The sequence below is a fragment of the Variovorax sp. 05L425 genome (genome assembly GCF_056397705.1).
Map to the genome: position 1 here is coordinate 25,191 of NZ_JBFTNY010000008.1, position 16,735 is coordinate 41,925.

Genomic DNA, 16,735 nt, shown 5'->3' on the forward strand with positions numbered 1-16,735 from the left:
GGCTGCGCCCTCAGGCCGACCGGGGGTCACCCGGCCGGAGCGGCCGCGGCGTCTCTCCGGCCGGGCGGGGCGGGGAGCTGCTGTTCAGGCCGATACCTTGATTGCCAGGTATCGCGTCCCAGCGCTTCGCGGCGTCGCGCAGTTCGGTGGTGCTGCCGCAGCTCGCAGCGGGCGTCGGGGAGAAGGTCACCGCGCCCGCGGCGTTGATCGTGTAGCCCCAGGTCACGCAGCCGAGCGCATAACGGCTGGAACCGCTGGTGCAGATCAGGCAGGTCTGGAAGTCCTTGCCCATGCTGCGGTCGGTGTCCCAATCCCCGGGCGCGTCCCACAGGATGGCGGGGTTGCGGTAGTCGCCGCTCTGCCCATTGCTGCCCTGGGTGAAGAAAGGATTGGTCGCGGACTCGATGCGGTCCACACGCCAGCCGCGCGAGGGCGCCGAAGCATTGCCCCAGCCCGAACGCTGACGGCGCACGTCGGTGCCCGGATCGGCCGTCGTCAGGCTGCCGCGGGCACCCACAGTGGTGTTGCGCAGCGTCTGCACCAGCTCCAGGCGGCTGCAGGCCCAGCAGCTTTCGTCGGGCCGGGCCACGATCTTCGCGTAGATGCCGCGCACCACGCGCCCATTCGCCGCGGCATAGGGATAGGTGCCCTTGTAGGCCTTGGCGAACTCGAAGTGCAGTTTGCAGTCCGCGGCACCGAAGCAGTTGCTGGCGTTGGCGGTGGTGCCGTGCACGCCGCCCACGGTGGTCATGGTGCCGTTGCTGATACCGGTGTCGACCCCGGCCGAGTGCTCGAATTGCGAGTCGGTCAGCCGCTGCATGCGCTGGACGGACAAGGGTGTGGGCCGGGGCTGGGGCTGGGTCATCGCGCCGGCAGGAGAAAGCACGGCGACGGCGATATGGTCGGCCTCGCGTTCATGCGCGTCGTCGGACGGCCCGATGGTCAGGCGCTGCACCGAGGTGGCGTGGCGCTGCTGCAAAGTGTGGGTGAGCTCATGCGCCAGGGTGCGCAGGCCGCCGGGTGTGTGGGGCGCGTATTCGCCAACACCGAACACGATGTGCTGGCCCACGGTGAACGCGCGCGCCTGCACCGCGCGGGCCGAAGCCTCGGCCTCGGCGCCGCTGTGGATCCGCACGCCGCTGAAGTCGGCGCCGAAGCGCGGCTCCATCTGCGCGCGCACTGCCGGGTGCAGCGGCTCGCCCGCCCTGTCCAGCACCGGTGCCGCGGCGGAGAGGCTGGAGGCATGGCCGGCGTGGTCGGCATGCGAGGCATGCTGCGCGTGCGGCCTGGCGCTCTCGCAGCGTGCGCAAGTGCCGCCGCAACTGCAGGCGGGCTTCCTGAGGCGTGCATACGTCTGTTCCATGGAACGCTCTCCTTGTCTTGCCCCTCAGGGCGGCAACACGATCGCGCGCAACAGCCGAGCGGCCTGGCCGGCGACGGGCCACACCAGCCCGGCCACGCGCGCAGCCCCTTTGTGCGGTTTCAGGCCCCAATACATCACGACGGCAGCGTCGTGGGGTGCGACAAACTCGTCCGGCGCCTCGGGGTCGGGCGCCAGGTCGGCGCCGGCCAGGGTGAGGGCATGCCCGGGCCGGCGGCTGTCCAACCAGGGTGGCCAGCCCACGCGCGTCAAGGCAGCGTCCGCGTCGTCTCCGGCCTGCAGCGCAAGGTGCAGGGCACGCAACAGAGCGTGGTCGTCGGTCATGGCGTGGGCGGTGCGGAGCGCTTCATCATAGCGACTGGTTCTTTTTTTGGAGACTACGTGCTGCGACTCCGGCTGCAATCCACAAATGGAGATAGTCTCATCATCCTCGATGAGGCTGATGTGCGTACCCCAAGCGTTCAGACTGCCGGGTGGCTGGCTGCATGGGGCTGTGCACCCCCCGACCAGGGTGGTCACATCGCGACCCGCCGGCTATCTACTCCAACGCACTTCTCATCGTTCGGAAGTCTCCCGCTCGGCTTGGTGAAATGGCGCACGCGAGGCGCGTGGCGGGACCGTCCGGACGTCAAGCCCTGGAATCCACGCCATGCCGACGTACCACAATCCCCTCAACCAGGGCTCGACTTTCGCCGAGCTGTACCGCTCCGCGTTCAAGGGCTTCGCGACGCGCGAGGCGCTGGTCGGCGGCGGCGTGCGCATGAGCTATCGGGAACTCGAACAGGCCTGCCACCGCATGGTGCGTTGGTTCCAGGCGATGGGCCTGCAGCGGCAGGACGGCATCGCGGTGCTCGCGACCAACCGGCCCGAGTCGGTGGCGACCATCATCGCGGCGCATCTGATGGGCCTGACCTACACGCCGCTGCATCCCATGGGCTCGGAAGAAGACCAGGCCTTCATCCTGGTCGATGCGAACGTGAAGGCGCTGGTGGTCGATGTGCCGCGGCATGCCGATCGCGGGCTGGCGCTGGCGCAGCGCGGGATCGTGCCGCGCGTGCTCACGCTGGGGCCGGCCGGCTTCGGCACCGACCTGCTGGCCGCGTCCTCCGGACTCGACGGCAGCGACATCGAACTGGACGTGCGGCCGGACGACATTCTCAAGATCGCCTACAGCGGCGGCACCACCGGCAAGTCGAAGGGCATCGTGCATCACCAGCGCACGGTGGTGACGTCGGCCCTGCAGCAACTCGCTTCATGGGAGTGGCCCGAGGAGGTGCGCTTCCTGGCGGCCACGCCGGTCTCGCACGCCGCGGGTGCGATGATCCTCACGACCTTCCTGCAGGGCGGCACCGTGCATCTGCTCGACCGCTTCACGCCCGGCGGATTTCTGAAGATGGTCGCGGCCGAACGCATCACGACGACCTTCCTGGTGCCCACGCAGATCTACGGGCTGCTCGATTCGCCCGAACTGGATCTGCACGACTTCACGAGCCTGCGCCTGGTGCTCTACGGTGCCGCACCGATGGCACCTGCACGGCTGCGGCAGGCGCTGAGGCGTGTCGGCCCAGTGTTCGGGCAGGTGTACGGCCAGGCCGAGGCGCCCATGACCATCAGCTACCTGCGTCGTGACGAGCACGATCTTGAACGCCCGCATCTCATGGGCAGTTGCGGCCGAAGCCTGCCGGGCAACCAGGTGCGCCTGCTCGATGCCGACCAGCGCGAGGTGCCCGTCGGAGAGATCGGCGAACTGTGCGTGCGGGGTCCGCTGGTGATGTCGGGCTACCTCAACCGCCCCGAGGAAACCGCCAAGGCTTTCGCCGGCGATTGGCTGCATACCGGCGACATGGCGCGCCGTGACGCCGATGGCTACCTGTACCTGGTCGACCGTGCCAAGGACATGATCATCACGGGCGGTTTCAACGTGTATTCGAGCGAGGTGGAGAACTGCCTCGCCCAGCACCCGGCCGTGGCGCTGTCGGCCGTGATCGGCGTGCCGCACGAGAAGTGGGGCGAGGCGGTGATGGCCGTGGTGGTGAAGAAAGACGGTGCGCGCGTAGAGGTCGATGACCTGATTGCTTTCGTCACCGAGCGCAAAGGCGTGGTGCAGGCGCCGAAGGCCGTGGAGTTCGTCCAAGCCTTGCCGCTCACTGCGTTGGACAAGGTCGACAAGAAGGCTCTCCGCGCCCGGTACTGGGCCGGGCGGGAGAGGCAGGTTAGTTAGTCAACCTTCGCCCCGGACACTTGGACCAGCTTCTGAATGATGGGGCCGCTCGCTTCGAGGTTCTTGCGGAATTCGGCGGAGCTGTTGCCCATGGCGACAAGCCCGTAGGTCTGGAATCGGGCTTTCATCGCCGTCGTCTGCACCGCGGCACGCGCCTCTTTCTCGAGCCTTGCGAGGACCGGCGCCGGGGTCTTTGCAGGCGCGGTCAGCATCACACCCCCAAGTGGCCTGAACTCCTCGTCCGGGAAGCCGGCTTCCGACATCGTCGGCACCTTCGGCATTTCCGACAGGCGGTTGTCGCCGATGATGGCCAGCGGGCGAAGGCTGCCGCTGGCGATGTGCGGCGCCATGGAGCCCAGCGTGCCGATGCCCACGGGGATCTGGCCGCCGATCATGTCCTGGATCATCGGCGCCTCACCCTTGTAGGCGACGTGGGTCATGTCGAGGTGGCGCGACTCGCCGAGGTAGGCCATCAGCAGGTGGCTCGACGAGCCGACGCCGAAGGACCCGTAGTTCACCTTGCCATTTTGCGAGTGCGCCCAGGCGACGAACTCCTTCATGTTGCGCGCGGGCACGTCCTTGCCGACTGCGAGCACCAGACTGGCCGAGCAGACCTCGGTGATGAGGGCGAAGTCACGCTTCACGTCGTAGGGCACCTTCGCGAACATGTACTGCGCGTAGTAGATCGGCGTGGCGTGCGACAGGAAGAGCGTGTAGCCGTCGGGCTGGGCGCGCGCCACGATCGAGCCGCCGAGCATGCCGGAGGCGCCGGGCTTGTTGTCCACGATGACGGGTTGCTTCAGGTTCCTGCCCATTTCCTCGGCCAGCACGCGGGCCAGCACGTCGGTCGCGCCGCCCGGAGGCGCGGGCACGACGAGGGTGATGGCCTTTGTCGGGTAGTCCTGCGAGAAGGCAAGGGCGCTGCTGGCGATGGCGGCGATGCCGATGAGAGCTTTCACGGTGCGCATTTTTGTCTCCGGTTTTGTTGACTTGCTTTGGCCTACGCGCACGCGCGCGCCACATGGGCGCCGGGCTGCGGCTGGAACAGTTCGTCGACCAGATGAGCCCGGCGCGAGCGCGTCGTGGCCTGGTTGACGTAGCCCTTGTCGGCGATCTCGTTGGCGTCCATCGAGGGCGGCTCCGCCATCAGCATCAGCCGCTCGACGCGCAGGCTGGCGCTGCCTGCGTCCTTGCGCAGGCGCTCGCTCAGCGCATCGACAAGGGCCGGGTGGGAGACCATTTCGGCGGCGCCCAGCCCTGCGAGTTCGGGCAGGAGCTTCTGGCAGGCGGCCGCGTTGGGCCACGCCAGCGCCGCGATGTAGTTCTGGTCATGTCCGCAGATCACGGCGTCGGTGATCAGTGGCGCGCAGCGCTCGATCAGGCCGAGGCGGATCGAGCCCGTGCGCACCCAGGTGCCGTTGACGAGCTTGAAGTCTTCCGCCACGCGGCCGTCGAAGCGCATGCCCTTGGCAGGATCCGCCACGTCGACGAGGCGCACGGCGTCGCCGAGCTTGAAGAAGCCTTCTTCATCGAAGGCCGCCGCGGTGAGGTCGGGCCGCGCAACATAGCCCGAGAAGTTGTGGGCGCCCCGAATGCGGATCTCGTAGCGGTCACCATCCAGCGGCACCAGCTTGAGCTCGGTGCCGGGTGCGGGTGCGCCGATGTTCGCCAGGTCGTCGCTCACCCAGGTGCGGTAGGTGCCCACGCCGGTGGTCTCGGTCGATGCCAGCCCGGTGCCGAAGACGATGCGCTCGCCCACCGTGCGCTCGGCCACACGCTGGATGCGCTCGTTGACGTCCTTGGGCAGGCTCGCACCGCCGTAGCCGAAGTTGATGACGCGTGCGAACACGCTGCGCGCGAGTTGCGGGTCGCGCTCGAGTTCGGCGGCCAGCATGGCCCATGCGGCCGGCACGCTGGTCAGCACGGTCGGCGAGACCTCGCGAAGATTGCGCACGGTTCGCTCGAACATCCCCGGCAGCGGCTTGCCGTCGTCGATGTAATGCGTGGCGCCGAGCAGCACCGAGCGCCCGATGTTGAGCACGCCGCCCAATGCGTGGTGCCAGGGCAGCCAGTCAAGAAAGACCGGCGGCTCTTCCTTCTCCGCCAGGGTCGCGAACATGTTCGAAAGGTTGGCTGCGCAGGCTTGCAGGTTGCTGTAGCTGATCGGCACGCCCTTGGGAACGCCGGTCGAGCCGGAGGTGAAGAGGATCTTGGCGACGTCCTCCGTGCGGATCGCCGCGTGCGCGGCAGCGACCTTGTCGCGCCGTTGTGCCGTGAGTTCAATGGACGACAGCGAAGCCCACGCATGCTGGCCCGCCGCGGCGCCATGCACGGCGATGACTGGTGCGTCGGGGCAACCCAGCGCCGAGATCGCCCGTTCGAAAGTGGCCGCGTCCTGCACGAACAGGGCCGCAGGCGGCACCAGTTCGCAAACGCCTTTGAGCCGCGCGAAGTCACGGCTCAGCAATGAATAGGCCGGCGACACCGGCGCGACCGGCACGCCCACGTACTCGGCCGCCATGAGCAGCACGAGTTGTTCGAGCGAGTTGGCCGACAGGATCACCAGCGGGCGGCCCTGGCCGAGCCCGAGTTCGAGCAACGAGGCGCCGACCGCCTGCACCTGCTGCCACATCTGTGTCCAGGTGATGCGCTTCCATGCGCCTTGCGCGTCGCGCTCGCTGAAAGCCGGCGCGTTGCCGCGCCGTTCGGCCCAATGCGGGATGAAGCCGGCAAAGCCAGTGCGACCCGTGTCCTTGGGAACAATCGGCGAACGCAGGATCAGCGTGCCGTCCGCACGCTGTTCGCAGACGGCCTTGCGGATCTCGTAGGGCACCGGCCGGTAGCGTGCCGGGGGTGGCGCGATGGCTTCGGTGGCGAGGGTGGTCATGCGGCTTGTCTCCAGAATTCTTTGAGATCGACTTGCGTCAGCAGGCGCGATGCCCGCCGACGCCCCCACGCAACGCGCAGTTACTGCGGCGAGCCAGCCACGGCCACGACCTGGCCGGTGATGTAGTTCGACTCGGGCAGGCAGAACAGGTACACCGCACCGGCCGCTTCTTCCGGCGTGCCGCCACGGCCCAGCGGATTGCGCTGGGCGTGCGACTTGAGCAGCTCGGGGTTCAGGCCCACGCGGATGTCCTTGCCTTCGATGTTGATCGTGGCGCCGGCCTTGGCGTCGGCGCTCGTCATGCGGGTGTGGATGAGGCCGAAGGCCACGGCGTTGACGTTGACCTTGAAGCGGCCCCATTCGCGGCTCAGTGCGCGCGTCATGCCGATCACGCCGGCCTTGGCGGACGAATAGTTCATCTGGCCGGCGTTGCCGTTGAGCGCCGAGGTGGAAGAGATGTTGACGATCTTGCGGAAGTTCTCGATGCCCTTTTCCTGGTCGGCCATGGCTTGCGCCTTGATGACCGGGTAGGCGGCACGCAGGATGCGGAAGGGTGCGGTGAGATGGCAGTCCAGGATGCCGTACCACTGCTCGTCCGTCATGCGCTGGATCACGTCGTCCCACGTGAAGCCGGCGTTGTTCACGATGATGTCGATGCCCTTGTAGTTGTCGATCGCCGTCTTGACGAAGCGCTCGGCGAAGTCCGGTGCGCTGACGTTGCCCGGGCAGGCCACGGCGTCGGCACCGCTCTTCTTCAGCAGCTCGACCGTCTCATGCGCCGGATCGGCGTCGAGGTCGTTGATGACGATGCGTGCGCCCTGGCTGGCCAGCTTCATCGCGATGGCCTGGCCGATGCCGCGGCCCGAACCGGTGACCAGTGCCACCTTGCCGTCGAGTGTTCCCATGTCTTGTTCCTAAGTTGATTGATTGAAGATGGATTCGGCTCTGTGCGGGGAACACCGCGGAACCGGCTTCGCCGGGCCGCTGGTGTTGCCCCCGGCGAGGGGGTGGGCGGCTACACGAAGTGAGCCAACCTGGGGGTGAGTGAGATGACCGCGTCGCCAACGATCTTGGTTTCGCCGTACTGATTGCGGGTTTCGATTTCGAGCTTCACGCGCTGTTCGCCGTCGGCTTCGAATTTCTCGACCACCTTGCCGCTGCAGGTGATCTTGTGGCCCAGGTGCGTGATGCCGGTGAAGCGCACGCCGAAGCTGCGCAACTGGCGCTGGTCGACCCACTGCGTGAGCAGGCGGCCGAGATAGGCCATCGACAACATGCCGTGCGCGAACACGTCGACCATGCCGGCCTTGCGGGCGTAGTCGGTGTCGATGTGGATCTGGTTGTGGTCGCCCGATGCGCCGGCGAACAGGGCCAGCGTGGTGCGATTGATCGCCGGGAGTTCCAGCACCGGCAAGGTGTCGCCGACATTGACGGCCGCGAATGTGGGTTGGCTCATGGTGTGTGCTCCTGCCTTCATGCGTTCTTGTGGACCAGCACGCTGCGCAAGTCGGCCACGTGTTCGCCGCGCTGGTTGGTGACGCGCGACTCGCGAACCACGAAGCTCAGGGCGCCGCCCTTCTTGTCGTAGATGTCGGCTATGTGCGTCTCGAACTGCAGCGTGTCGCCCGCGTAAGCCATGCGGTGGTACTTGAAGGTCTCCTCGCCGTGCAGGATGCGCGAGGTGATGATTCCCAGCTCGTCGCGCCATGCGTTCGACGGGATCTGGAACTCCAGCGAGAACAGGAAGGTCGGCGGCAGCGGCAGGCCGGGGTGGCCCGCGTCGCGAGCGGCGGACTCGTCGATGTAGATCGGATTCGTCTCGCCGATGGCCTTGGCGAAGAAGCGCAGTTGGCCCGCTTCGGCCGTCGCCTTGTAGACCGGCAGCTTCATGCCGATATGCTTCTTGTCGATCATGCGGACACCTTCTTGTAGATCGTCACGACGCCTGCACCACCGAGGCCCAGGTTGTGCTGCAGCGCGACCTTCGCGTTCTCGACCTGCCGTTGGTCTGCTGTGCCGCGCAACTGGTGCGTGAGCTCGTAGCACTGGGCGAGGCCCGTGGCGCCGAGCGGGTGGCCCTTGGAGAGCAGGCCGCCCGACGGGTTGGTGACCCAGCGGCCGCCGTAGGTGTTGTCGCCATCGTTGACCAGCTTCTCGGCTTCGCCTTCGCCGCACAGGCCCAGGCCTTCGTAGGTCAGCAGTTCGTTCTGCGCGAAGCAGTCGTGCAGTTCGATCACGTCGATGTCTTCGGGGCCCACGCCAGCTTGGGCATAGGCTTGCTGCGCGGCCAGGCGGGTCATGTCGAAGCCGACGACGCGGATCATGTCCTTGGCGTCGTAGGTGCTGGGCAGGTCGGTCGTGAGCGACTGGCCGGCGATGACGACGTCCATACGCAGGCCGCGCTTGCGCGCGAATTCCTCGGAGACCACGATCGCCGCGGCGCCGCCGCAGGTCGGCGGGCAGGCCATCAGGCGCGTGATGACGCCGTCCCACAGCATCGGCGAGGCCATCACGTCCTCGGTCGACACGACGTTGCGGAACACGGCGAGCGGGTTGTTCGCGGCGTGGCGACTGGCCTTGGCGCGGATCTTCGCGAAGGTCTCCAGCTTGGTGCCGTACTTCTGCATGTGCGCGCGGCCGGCGCCGGCGAACTGGCGGATGGCCGATGGAAGCTCGGGACGACCGACCAACTCATCGACCACCTTCTGGGCGCGTTCGAGCGCCGGCGCGCGGTCATCCCAGCGAGACTTCAGCGCGCCCGGGTTCATCTGCTCGAAGCCGAAGGCGAGGGCGCAGTCGACCGCGCCGCTCTGCACCGCCTGGCGTGCGAGAAACAGCGCCGACGAGCCGGTGGCGCAGTTGTTGTTGACGTTGAGCACCGGGATGCCGGTCATGCCGACGCGGTACATCGCCTTCTGGCCGCAGGTGGAGTCCCCGTACACGTAGCCGGCATAGGCCTGCTGTACGTCGCTGAAGTCCAGGCCGGCATCGGCCAGCGCCGCGCGGATGGCCTGCTCGCCCATCACGTCATAGGGCTCGCTGGTGCCCGGCTTCTTGAACTGGATCATGCCGACGCCGGCGACGAAAACCTTGTTTGTCATGTTGGTCCTTGGGGTGTTGAATCAGAGTTTTCTAGCGATTAGTTCGCGCATGACTTCGCTGGTGCCGCCGTAGATGCGGGTCACGCGAGAGTCGACGAAGTCGCGTGCAATCGGGTACTCCAGCATGTAGCCGTAGCCGCCGTGCAGTTGCACCATTTCGTCGAGCGCCTTGCCCAGCGTCTCGGTCGCGAAGAGCTTCGCAATGGCGGCCTCTTCGAGCGTGAGGCGGCGGCGCATGTGTTCGCCGATGTAGTAGTCGATCATGGTGCGCACCGCGACCGTCTGCGCCTTGACGTCGGCCAGCTTGAACTTGGTGTTCTGGAAGTCCCACACGGTCTGGTCGAAAGCCCTGCGGTCCTTCACGTAGTCGATCGTGGTCTGCAGTGCCCGCTCCAGCCGCGCGGCGGCCGAAATGGCGATCGTGAAGCGCTCCTGCGGCAATTCACCCATCAGGTAGCTGAAGCCCTTGCCTTCTTCGCCGAGGCGATTGGCGACCGGCACGCGCACGTTGTCGAAGAAGAGTTCGGCCGTGTCCTGCGCGTACTGGCCCACCTTGTCGAGCTTGCGACCGCGGCGGAAGCCTGCGCGTGTGGCCTCGACCGCCATCAGGCTGATGCCCTTGGCACCGGCCGCGGGATCGGTCTTGCAGACCACGATGATCAGGTCGGCGATCAGGCCGTTGCTGATGAAGGTCTTGCTGCCGTTGATGACGTATTCGTCGCCTTCGCGGACAGCGGTGGTGCGCACGGCCTTCAGGTCGCTGCCGGTGCCGGGCTCGGTCATCGCGATGGCCAGGATGATTTCACCGGATGCGGCGCCGGGCAGCCATTTCTGCTTTTGCTCTTCGGTGCCGGCACGCAGGATGTACGGGGCGATGATGTCCGAGTGCATGCCGAAGGCCGGGCCGCTGACGCCCGAGCGTGCGAACTCCTCGCCGAACACCGCCGCGTGGCCGAAGTCGCCGCCGCCACCGCCGTATTCCTCCGGCAGCGATGCGCACAGCAAGCCTTCGCGGCCGGCCTTCAGCCAAGTCTCGCGATCGACCTTGCCGGCGGCATCCCAGGCCTTCTGGCGCGGCAGGCATTCGCGCTCGATGAAGCGGCGCACCGTCTCGCGGTACATCTCATGGTCGTCTCGGAAGACGTTGCGGGTCACTTGCATGAATTTGTCTCCACCAGGGTCTCTGTTCTCAGGCTCTGAAGTTAATCCTCGGGGGGCGGGTGACCCCCACTCCGGATGGGGGGCGGATCAATCCGCGTTGCGGTCCCAGTCGAAGACGGCCGGTTCACCGCGCAGGAAGGCTTCGATGGCGGCGTCGTGATAGGGCGTCGTCGAGACCACGCCCTGGGCGTTGCACTCCAGGTCCGCCAGGGTGGCGTAGGGTGTCTCGAAGCTCTTGTTCATCAGGTTCTTGGTCAGTCCCATGGCCTCGCGCGGGCCAGCAATGAAGCGGCGGGCGAAGCGCATCGCGTCGGGCAACAGCGCATCAGGTTCGTGCAGGGTGTGGACAAAGCCCAGTTGCTTGCCCTCGGTGGCGCTCACGCGGCGCGCGGTGAGCGCCAGTTCCTTGGCCATCGGCAGGCCGACTGCGCGCGGCAGGAAGTGAAAGGCGCCCAAGTCGGGGATCAGCCCGATCTTGAGGAAGGACATGCAGAACACGGCGCGCGTGGAGGCCAGGATGAAGTCCGCGGCCAGCGCAACCGAGAAGCCCGCGCCGACGGCCGGGCCATCCACCGCGGCGATGACGGGCACTTCGAGCGAATGCAGGCGCCGGATCCAGCCATGGCCGTCCTGCACGCGGCGCCGCAGGGCGTCGGCGGTGCGGAAGTCCGGATCGGTGCTGGTCAAGCGGCCCTTGAGGTCACCGCCGGCGCAGAAACTTCCGCCGGAGCCGGTGAGCACCAGGGCGCGCACGCGGCGATCGTTCTCGACCTGGGTGAGCATGTCCTTGTAGTCGGCGCGCAAGTCCATCGACAGCGCGTTGCGTGCGGCGGCACGCTGGTGCGTGAACAGGGCCACGCCGTCTTCTTCGATCGAGAGCTGCGACTCGCGCAGCGGGATGATTTCGCTCGGCATAGGACCCTTGTTGCATCGGTGTGCGCCATGATCCGGCGCACCTTCTGCAAAGGACCCACCCGTGCCGGGTGGTGGCGCGCTTCAGGCTGGCGCGGCGACGCCTGACGGGCCTTCGACGTCCCAGCCCAGGTCGCGCACTCGCGCGACGGCCTCGTCGCGGCCGGAGACGCGCAGCTTGCCGTAGATGCGGCTGAGATACCACTTCACCGTTTCGGGCGAGAGGCCGAGCGCGCGCGCGATCTTCTTGTTGGGCATGGCTTGTGCCAGCAGGCGCAGCATCTCGACCTCGCGGTCGCTGAAGTCCTCGAGTTCAACGGCCGCTGCATTGCGCGCGGCCGAACCGGCCTCGGCTTCGTTGGCCGGCATGTCTGGCCGGGCGCGAATGGCTTGGAGGCGCTCGATGTAGAAGGCCAGCACCGGGTCGAGCGACTCGGTCTGGGCGAGTTCGCCCATCATCGTGCGGGCCGACGGGTCCGCGTCGAGCAGGCTGCGCTGCAACCCCAGGCGGTGTCCGCGCCGCAAGGCATCGAGCAGCTTCTGCCGTGCCGGACCATAGCGCCCCAGCCGCGCATCGACGGCTGCGCTCTTGACCAGAAGGTGCGCGACGTTGCGCTGCCGGCCACGCTCCTCGCATTGCGCGATGAGCGTGGCAAGTTGTGTGGCAGCGGACTCGTAGTCGCCGAGCGTCGTGGCCAGGCGAATGCGGGCGCGTTGCGCCACTTCGCCGATCTCGTCGGGGACACCCGACGGTGCGGAAGCGTGGCGGGCCTCGACGGCGTTGAGCTTTGCAAGCGCGGCTTCCGCGGCTGTCAGCTCGCCGAGCAGCAGCCGGTAGTGCACTTCGTCGCCCAGCCCATGCGCGAGCAGGCGGTCGAGCTTGTTCCTGGTGGCGTAGTCCTGCAGCCGTTCGACGTGGGCGAAAGCCGCGACCGGGTTGCCGGCCTGCCAGTTGGCCGCGGAGAGCACCCGGTAGACGCGCAGCACGGCGTCGGGCATGGCCATCCGCTCCAGCATGCCGACCTTGTCCTCGAGCAGGGCGCGCGCCTGGCGTGCGTCGTTGAGTTCGTAGAGGACGTCGGTCAGCAGGCTGAGCGCGAGGTACCAGGCGTCGGCGCAGGCCTTGCCGCTTTGCTCGGCCTCGGCGGCCACGGCGCGGAAGATGCGCTCGGCCTGCGTCATCTTGCCTTCGAGCGCGTAGCTGAGGCCCACGAGGCAGCGGCCTTGCAGGCTGCCCGCCGCCGTCGAGACGAGGGGAACGCCGTCGACCAACAGCGTCGGCGCGTCCAGCAGCAGGCGCCGCGCCTTCTCGTATTCGCCTTGCTGCGTGTAGAGCCACGACAGGATGTTGTTGCGCGCACCGACGGCCAGCGCCTCGGCATCCGTCGGCACGTCGAGCAGTTGCGGCAGGATCGACAGGGCGGCGCCGGTGTCGTCGCGCTGCACGGCCAACGCGGCGCGCAGGGTCGAGACGTGAAAGCGCAGCGCCGCTGCATCGGCGGGCAGGTCGCGCGCAAGGCCGTCGAGCGTCTTTGCGCTGGCGTTCAGGTCCCGCTCGAAGAACTGCGAGCGCGCCAGCCACAGGCGCATCGTGAAGCTCTCTTCGATCTGCTGCGACGGCATCTGGCGCAGCAGCGCGAAAAGTTCGCGTCGTTCGCCCCGCACGATGAGCGATCGCGCGCATTGGTCGATCAGCGTCGCGGCCTGGGCCGGCTGCCCAGCCTGCACGGCATGGCGAACCGCGTCCTCGAGCAGGCCCTTGTCCCGGAACCAGGCAAAGGCGCGCGCGTGCACAGCCTGCCGGGTGGACGCATCCAGCGCGGCAAAACGGACCAGCAGCGCGTCGCGCAGCAGCGGATGCAGTCGATACCAGGGCTCCAGTGACTGGTTGTCGACAAAAAAGACGAAGAGATTGTCGCTTTCAAGCCTTGCGAGCAGTGCTGCGGCTGCGGCGACCTCGTTCGGGGCATTCACCAACGCGGCGCAGAGCGGGGCGCAAAAGCGGTTGCACGGGGCGACGCGCACCAGCATGTCGAGTTCGGCGGGCGCGAGCAGCGACAACACCTCCTGCTCGAAATACTGCGTCAAGGCGGCAGCGTCGCGCGCCGGCAAGCGCGCAAAGGGTTCGCCCGGGGCCGCGCGGCCGGATTCGAGTTGCTTCTTCTTCCAATCGAGCGTGAAGAGGCGCAGGCCCGCGACCCACCCGTCGCTGAGGTCGTGGAGGGTCTTGATGGTGCGCGCGTCGATCTCGTCGCCGAGCTGTGCCTTCAGGAACTGCGCGCTTTCCGCCGGCGTCAGGCGCAGGTCGCGCTGGTCCAGTTCCAGTGTCTGAGACTGGCTGCGCAGGCGGTCGAGCGAGAGCCGCACGTTGCCGCGCGAAGCCAGCACCAGGTGCAGGTTGGGCGGGGCATAGTCCAGCAGCCACTGGAGTGCGTCCTGGATGCCGGGGTGGCTCAGATGGTGGACATCGTCGAGCACCAGCACCAGGTCGCGCGGGTGTGCCGCAATGCCCCGCACCAGCGAGATCGCGAGGCGCTCGATCCCGTCGGGGTCCGACGCGACGCTGTCGCTGCGAGACTGGCCGGCTTCGCGCACCAGCGCCGGGTCCACGCGGGCCACGCTGGCCAGCAGGCCGTCGAGGAAGCGGGCGGGCTCGTTGTCAGCGGCCGTCGACGTGAACCATGCGACATCGGCGCCCAGCGGGACGAGCGCCTGGCGCCATGCCGCGATCAAGGTCGACTTGCCCGAGCCGGAAGGGCCCGTGACCGTGATGCAGCGCAGCCGCCGTGCCTCCAGCAATCGCGCCAACAAGCGGTCCCGCGCCACGACACCCACGCCTGAGCGCTGCGCCGCCATGGCGGCGCCCGAGGCGGCTGATGGCGCTGCGTCTGGCTGCGCGCGCGGCGACGTGGACGGGGCGGGGCGGGGTGGCATGGGGGGCGGTTGGCGGCGCAAGAGCCGGCGCAGCGGGGCATTGTGCAGCAGCATACGCAGCGGTGCACCCCTGCCGGGCCACCCTACCCGATAGGGGTGGGTGTGTCGGGGGTCGCAGGCTGATCTACTTGTCTTATCGAATGGGCAGGCCCCGCCACCTGTGCGCCGGGCGCCGCCTTCCTGAAACGAACTGGAGACTTCTATGGGTGTTTTGTCGGGCATTCGCGTCCTGGAATTCGAGGCGATCGGTCCCGGTCCGTTCGGCACCATGCTGCTCGCCGACATGGGCGCCGACGTGATCCGCATCGACCGTCCCGTGGCGCATTCGGACCTGGGTCCGCCCAAGACCGGCGGCCCCCGCATCGACATCACCGGGCGCGGTCGCCGCTCGGTCACGCTCGACCTGAAGCAGCCGGAGGCCGTGGCCACCGCGCTCGAACTGATCGAACGCGCCGACGTGCTCATCGAAGGGTTCCGCCCCGGCGCCATGGAGCGCCTGGGCCTCGGCCCGGACGTGGCGCTCGCCCGCAACCCGCGCCTCGTCTACGGGCGCATGACCGGATGGGGCCAGACCGGCCCGATGGCGGAACGCGCGGGCCATGACCTGAACTACATCGCACTTTCGGGCGTGCTCTCCGGCATTGGCCCGGCGGGCGGCAAGCCGACGGTGCCGCTCAATCTCGTGGGCGACTACGGTGGCGGCGGCATGCTGCTGGCGATGGGCGTGCTCGCGGCACTGCTCAACGTGCAGCGCGGCGGCGCAGGCCAGGTGGTCGACGCGGCCATGATCGAAGGCGCGGCCCAGCTCGGTGCGGTCTTCTGGGGAATGATCGCCTCGGGCAGCTGGAAAGAACAGCGCGGCAGCAACTGGCTCGACAGCGGTGCGCCCTGGTATGACACCTATCGAACCAGCGACGGCGAATACATGACGGTCGGCGCGGTCGAAGGCCGCTTCTTCACCGATCTGGTCGCCAAGCTGGGGCTGGCGGATGCCGGTCTTTCCTCGCAGCATGACCGCAAGGGCTGGCCGCAGATGCGCGCCGCCTTCGAGATGGTGTTCGCAAGCCGCACGCGCGCCCAGTGGTGCGAGGTGTTCGACGGCAGCGATGCCTGCGTGGCACCGGTGCTTGGCTTCAGCGAAGCGCCCAGCCATGCACAGCACCGCGCCCGCGGCAGCTTCATCGAAGTGGGCGGTGTGATCCAGCCCGGCCCGGCGCCGCGCTTTTCCGCCACGCCCTCGGCGCTGCCCAAGCGCGCGCCGGAACGCGGCGAGCACGGTGGCGCGGCCTTGCGCGACTGGGGCTTCGACAACGACGCCATCGCCCGCCTGCAGCAGCAGGGCCTGGGTGTGCGCCCCGACCCAACAGCAATCTGACGGAGAAAGAAAAGTGAAGGCATTGGTAGCAGTCAAGCGCGTCCTCGACGCGAACGTGAAAGCGCAAGTGAAGGCCGACGGCACGGGCGTGGACATCGCCAACGTGAAGATGAGCATGAACCCCTTCGACGAGATCGCGGTCGAAGAAGCGGTGCGCTTGAAGGAGAAGGGCGCCGTCACGGAAATCGTCGCCGTCTCTTGCGGTGATGCGAAGTGCCAGGAAACCCTGCGCACGGCGATGGCCATCGGTGCCGATCGCGGCATCCTGGTCGAGACTTCCGAGGAATTGCAGCCACTCGCCGTTGCCAAGCTGCTGAAGGCGCTGGTCGATCAGGAGAAGCCCGACCTGATCGTGCTGGGCAAGCAGGCCATCGACGACGACTGCAACCAGACCGGCCAGATGCTGGCCGCACTGCTGGACGTGCCGCAAGCCACCTTTGCATCGAAGGTCGAGATTGCAGATGGCTACGCCACCGTGACACGCGAAGTCGACGGCGGCCTGGAGACCGTCAAGGTCAAGCTGCCCGCGGTGATCACCACCGACCTGCGCCTGAACGAGCCGCGCTACGTGACCCTGCCCAACATCATGAAGGCCAAGAAGAAGCCGCTGGCGACGATGACGCCCGCGGACCTCGGCGTCGACGTCGCGCCGCGCCTGAAGACCCTGAAGGTGGCCGAGCCGCCGAAGCGCGGTGCCGGCATCAAGGTGCCCGACGTGGCGACCTTGATCGACAAACTGAAGAACGAAGCCAAGGTGATCTGA

At 67.7% G+C, this 16,735-nt stretch carries 14 protein-coding genes; 3 read left to right on the forward strand and 11 right to left on the reverse strand.

Annotation, left to right across the window (positions count from 1 at the left end):
• Positions 1 to 10: 10 nt before the first annotated feature.
• Complete coding sequence (locus AC1DN9_RS11215; RefSeq protein ID WP_478100074.1) at positions 11 to 1,363, reverse strand: eCIS core domain-containing protein; 1,353 nt, start codon at positions 1,361 to 1,363, stop codon at positions 11 to 13.
• Positions 1,364 to 1,387: 24 nt separating this feature from the next.
• Entirely contained in the window at positions 1,388 to 1,684 is a 297-nt protein-coding gene (locus AC1DN9_RS11220; protein WP_478100075.1) for a hypothetical protein, read from the reverse strand.
• A gap of 346 nt (positions 1,685 to 2,030) precedes the next feature.
• Here AC1DN9_RS11220 and AC1DN9_RS11225 point away from each other — a divergent pair, with 346 nt between their 5' ends.
• Complete coding sequence (locus AC1DN9_RS11225; RefSeq protein ID WP_478100077.1) at positions 2,031 to 3,602, forward strand: AMP-binding protein; 1,572 nt, start codon at positions 2,031 to 2,033, stop codon at positions 3,600 to 3,602.
• Here the strand turns inward: AC1DN9_RS11225 and AC1DN9_RS11230 are convergent.
• The 9 genes from AC1DN9_RS11230 to AC1DN9_RS11270 all read right to left on the reverse strand — a co-directional run bounded on the left by AC1DN9_RS11230 (position 3,599) and on the right by AC1DN9_RS11270 (position 14,597).
• Complete coding sequence (locus AC1DN9_RS11230) at positions 3,599 to 4,570, reverse strand: Bug family tripartite tricarboxylate transporter substrate binding protein (protein ID WP_478100079.1); 972 nt, start codon at positions 4,568 to 4,570, stop codon at positions 3,599 to 3,601. The two genes, AC1DN9_RS11225 and AC1DN9_RS11230, sit on opposite strands and share 4 nt — an antisense overlap.
• Positions 4,571 to 4,602: 32 nt before the next feature.
• Complete coding sequence (locus AC1DN9_RS11235; RefSeq protein WP_478100081.1) at positions 4,603 to 6,489, reverse strand: feruloyl-CoA synthase; 1,887 nt, start codon at positions 6,487 to 6,489, stop codon at positions 4,603 to 4,605.
• Between the two features lie 80 nt (positions 6,490 to 6,569).
• On the reverse strand, positions 6,570 to 7,394 hold the full coding sequence (locus AC1DN9_RS11240) for an SDR family NAD(P)-dependent oxidoreductase (RefSeq protein WP_478100083.1): 825 nt from the start codon (positions 7,392 to 7,394) through the stop codon (positions 6,570 to 6,572).
• Positions 7,395 to 7,504: 110 nt separating this feature from the next.
• Positions 7,505 to 7,945 (reverse strand): MaoC family dehydratase, encoded by a 441-nt coding sequence (locus AC1DN9_RS11245; protein ID WP_478100085.1) that lies wholly within the window; start codon positions 7,943 to 7,945, stop codon positions 7,505 to 7,507.
• A 17-nt stretch (positions 7,946 to 7,962) separates the two neighbouring features.
• Complete coding sequence (locus AC1DN9_RS11250) at positions 7,963 to 8,403, reverse strand: MaoC family dehydratase N-terminal domain-containing protein (protein WP_478100087.1); 441 nt, start codon at positions 8,401 to 8,403, stop codon at positions 7,963 to 7,965.
• Entirely contained in the window at positions 8,400 to 9,590 is a 1,191-nt protein-coding gene (locus AC1DN9_RS11255) for a lipid-transfer protein (protein ID WP_478100089.1), read from the reverse strand. Before AC1DN9_RS11255 ends, AC1DN9_RS11250 begins: the two co-directional genes overlap by 4 nt.
• A gap of 21 nt (positions 9,591 to 9,611) precedes the next feature.
• Complete coding sequence (locus AC1DN9_RS11260; protein WP_478100090.1) at positions 9,612 to 10,751, reverse strand: acyl-CoA dehydrogenase family protein; 1,140 nt, start codon at positions 10,749 to 10,751, stop codon at positions 9,612 to 9,614.
• Between the two features lie 87 nt (positions 10,752 to 10,838).
• Positions 10,839 to 11,666, reverse strand: a complete 828-nt coding sequence (locus AC1DN9_RS11265) for an enoyl-CoA hydratase/isomerase family protein (RefSeq protein ID WP_478100091.1) — start codon at positions 11,664 to 11,666, stop codon at positions 10,839 to 10,841.
• Between the two features lie 81 nt (positions 11,667 to 11,747).
• Positions 11,748 to 14,597: a winged helix-turn-helix domain-containing protein gene (locus tag AC1DN9_RS11270; RefSeq protein WP_478100093.1), complete on the reverse strand. Its 2,850-nt coding sequence runs from the start codon at positions 14,595 to 14,597 to the stop codon at positions 11,748 to 11,750.
• A 202-nt stretch (positions 14,598 to 14,799) separates the two neighbouring features.
• Between AC1DN9_RS11270 and AC1DN9_RS11275 the strand changes: the two genes are divergently transcribed.
• Together AC1DN9_RS11275 and AC1DN9_RS11280 are read left to right on the forward strand one after the other, a co-directional pair.
• Positions 14,800 to 15,972 (forward strand): CaiB/BaiF CoA transferase family protein, encoded by a 1,173-nt coding sequence (locus AC1DN9_RS11275; RefSeq protein ID WP_478100094.1) that lies wholly within the window; start codon positions 14,800 to 14,802, stop codon positions 15,970 to 15,972.
• A 13-nt stretch (positions 15,973 to 15,985) separates the two neighbouring features.
• Positions 15,986 to 16,735 carry an electron transfer flavoprotein subunit beta/FixA family protein gene (locus tag AC1DN9_RS11280; protein ID WP_478100095.1) on the forward strand — a complete coding sequence of 250 codons (750 nt, stop codon included), beginning with the start codon at positions 15,986 to 15,988 and terminating at the stop codon, positions 16,733 to 16,735.

What these genes read in the sequence shown, in the direction of transcription:
- AC1DN9_RS11215 (WP_478100074.1), bottom strand. Translation starts at nt 1,363, where the DNA reads ATGGAACAGACGTATGCACGCCTCAGGAAGCCCGCCTGCAGTTGCGGC.
- AC1DN9_RS11225 (WP_478100077.1), top strand. Translation starts at nt 2,031, where the DNA reads ATGCCGACGTACCACAATCCCCTCAACCAGGGCTCGACTTTCGCCGAG.
- AC1DN9_RS11230 (WP_478100079.1), bottom strand. Translation starts at nt 4,570, where the DNA reads ATGCGCACCGTGAAAGCTCTCATCGGCATCGCCGCCATCGCCAGCAGC.
- AC1DN9_RS11235 (WP_478100081.1), bottom strand. Translation starts at nt 6,489, where the DNA reads ATGACCACCCTCGCCACCGAAGCCATCGCGCCACCCCCGGCACGCTAC.
- AC1DN9_RS11240 (WP_478100083.1), bottom strand. Translation starts at nt 7,394, where the DNA reads ATGGGAACACTCGACGGCAAGGTGGCACTGGTCACCGGTTCGGGCCGC.
- AC1DN9_RS11245 (WP_478100085.1), bottom strand. Translation starts at nt 7,945, where the DNA reads ATGAGCCAACCCACATTCGCGGCCGTCAATGTCGGCGACACCTTGCCG.
- AC1DN9_RS11250 (WP_478100087.1), bottom strand. Translation starts at nt 8,403, where the DNA reads ATGATCGACAAGAAGCATATCGGCATGAAGCTGCCGGTCTACAAGGCG.
- AC1DN9_RS11255 (WP_478100089.1), bottom strand. Translation starts at nt 9,590, where the DNA reads ATGACAAACAAGGTTTTCGTCGCCGGCGTCGGCATGATCCAGTTCAAG.
- AC1DN9_RS11260 (WP_478100090.1), bottom strand. Translation starts at nt 10,751, where the DNA reads ATGCAAGTGACCCGCAACGTCTTCCGAGACGACCATGAGATGTACCGC.
- AC1DN9_RS11265 (WP_478100091.1), bottom strand. Translation starts at nt 11,666, where the DNA reads ATGCCGAGCGAAATCATCCCGCTGCGCGAGTCGCAGCTCTCGATCGAA.
- AC1DN9_RS11270 (WP_478100093.1), bottom strand. Translation starts at nt 14,597, where the DNA reads ATGCCACCCCGCCCCGCCCCGTCCACGTCGCCGCGCGCGCAGCCAGAC.
- AC1DN9_RS11275 (WP_478100094.1), top strand. Translation starts at nt 14,800, where the DNA reads ATGGGTGTTTTGTCGGGCATTCGCGTCCTGGAATTCGAGGCGATCGGT.